This is a genomic window from Mesorhizobium sp. P5_C1 (genome assembly GCF_054049815.1).
Window position 1 is genome coordinate 1 of the sequence record NZ_JBFULQ010000795.1, and the last position, 1924, is coordinate 1924.

Genomic DNA, 1924 nt, shown 5'->3' on the forward strand with positions numbered 1-1924 from the left:
ACGTCCCCCGACATCCCGGCCGCCCAGAAATATGGCGCAACGGAGAACGTCCAGCCCTGTTCGGTCACGACTGGCTTCAGCTCCGGCGTCATGGGTGAAACCGCATCCGCGGCTCCGGCAGGATGGGCGAGCCAAAGGAAGGAAAGGACAGCACACCCCAGGGCTTGTGTCCGATAGAAGGTCATCATGTCAGGGTCCCCTCCTGAGGCTGGCCGTCGTTTGCGGATTTGTTGCTTGGGAAACAAGAGTGCCTGACGGTGCGAAAACCGTCCATCGTCATGCATGGCGATTCATGGCTGTTCACCGTGCCGGCCACGGGTTGATACCCGATTTGCGGGCGGCATCGGTATTCAGCACTGCTGCTCCCACCTCTCCAACCAGGCGATCTATCAATTCCTGCCATTCGGCTCGTCTGGCCTCGCGCAATGCCGGTGGGGCCTGGTCGACCTTCGAAAGCGCTAACTCTGCATCCGCGAGCTCCTCGCAGATATCGCGAAAACTCTCGCTTCGGTCCATCAGCCGATGGATCGTCAATTCAAACTGGGGGTATCGGCGCACTGCCGCCGAGACCGCTCGGTGCCTGTCAGACGATCCGTCTCTTGTGCTCATGACGCCAGTTCATCGACCTGACGCGATCGTATTGCAAAGAAAGGGCAGCGGGAGGTAAGTTACGTGGATAAGCATGTAACCGAGCGACAACAAAAACCGGCGGTTGCAAGGGATCAAGTGAGGACATGGCGATCCAGGCGGAAACGCCGGCACCAAGGGAGCACGAGCCCCCTGTAGAGGCTTGTCGCGCCCAACTTGCCCTTATCCTCGACAGTGCGGACTTCGATGCCACCAGCCGCGAGCGCCGCTTCCTCAGCCATGTGGTGGAAGAGGCTTTGTCGGGACGAGGCGACCGTATTAAGGCCTATTCGATCGCCGTGGAAGTGTTTGGTCGCGGCGAGGCGTTCGACCCGCAGACGGATCCGATCGTTCGCATCGAGGCTGGCCACCTCAGGCGTGCGCTCGAGCGATACTATCTGACAGCCGGACATACAGACCCAATCCTGATCACGATTCCCAAGGGTGGTTATGTTCCTATCTTCTCGCTTCGTTCGCCGGCTTCGTTGGCGCAGCCGCAGGTGCCCATAGTTTCTCGATCAATCACCCACTCTCCGGTCGGGCGGATTGCGTTCCTGCTCCCGGCAGTGCTTGCAGCCATTCTTGCGGCTGGAGCATCGGTATTGGCGTGGTCGTGGGTGTCTGTCAGGTCAAGCGCGCCGGAAACGCCCCGTGTGCTTGTTGAGCCGTTTGAAGATCTGACCGGCACCGCCGCGGCGGCAGCCATTGCGAGCGGATTGAAGCAGGAGATTGTCAGCCAGCTTTCGAAGTTCAAGGATATTGTGGTCATGGAGTCGGCGCCTAACGACGGCGATGCGTCGACCTCGCCACCACGATTTGTCCTCGCCGGAAGTGTCAGCCTGTCGGTCGATACCTTTCTGCTTCGAGTGAGATTGATCAACCGACCCGACGGTTCGGTTCTGTGGGCAGACAGTTATAATGGGCGGATGAAAGTCGCGGACCTTGTCGGAGCTCAGGCAGACATCGCGCGGAATGTGTCGACGAGCTTGGCTCAAACCTATGGCGTCATCTTCCAGGCGGACGCCAATCTCCACGTCGACAATCCGCCCGAAGATTGGGCCGCATATTCCTGCACGCTGTCTTTCTATGCATATCGGGTCGAGCTCAGCCCCGACACCCGTGCATCCGTGCGTGCATGCCTCGAGAAGGCCGTACGGCGCTTCCCGAATTACGCCACCGCCTGGGGTCTTCTTTCGCTTGTCTACATCGATGACTATCGATTCGAGTTTCCCACCGACGCCACATCGTCCGCCGCCGTGCTGGAGCGCGCCCTGGCAGCCGCAAGGCAGGCGGTGGA

2 protein-coding genes and 1 pseudogene are annotated in these 1924 nt (G+C 60.0%); 1 reads left to right on the forward strand and 2 read right to left on the reverse strand.

Features of this window, described 5'->3' with window-relative positions:
* Together ACXJ7R_RS31355 and ACXJ7R_RS31360 are read right to left on the reverse strand one after the other, a co-directional pair.
* Positions 1–188 (reverse strand): annotated as a pseudogene (locus tag ACXJ7R_RS31355) (hypothetical protein); the annotation flags it as partial.
* Positions 189–300: 112 nt separating this feature from the next.
* Entirely contained in the window at positions 301–609 is a 309-nt protein-coding gene (locus ACXJ7R_RS31360; RefSeq protein WP_095089195.1) for a hypothetical protein, read from the reverse strand.
* Between the two features lie 125 nt (positions 610–734).
* Between ACXJ7R_RS31360 and ACXJ7R_RS31365 the strand changes: the two genes are divergently transcribed.
* Positions 735–1924: hypothetical protein (locus ACXJ7R_RS31365; protein WP_457155194.1), on the forward strand; the 1190-nt coding region annotated here is incomplete at its 3' end.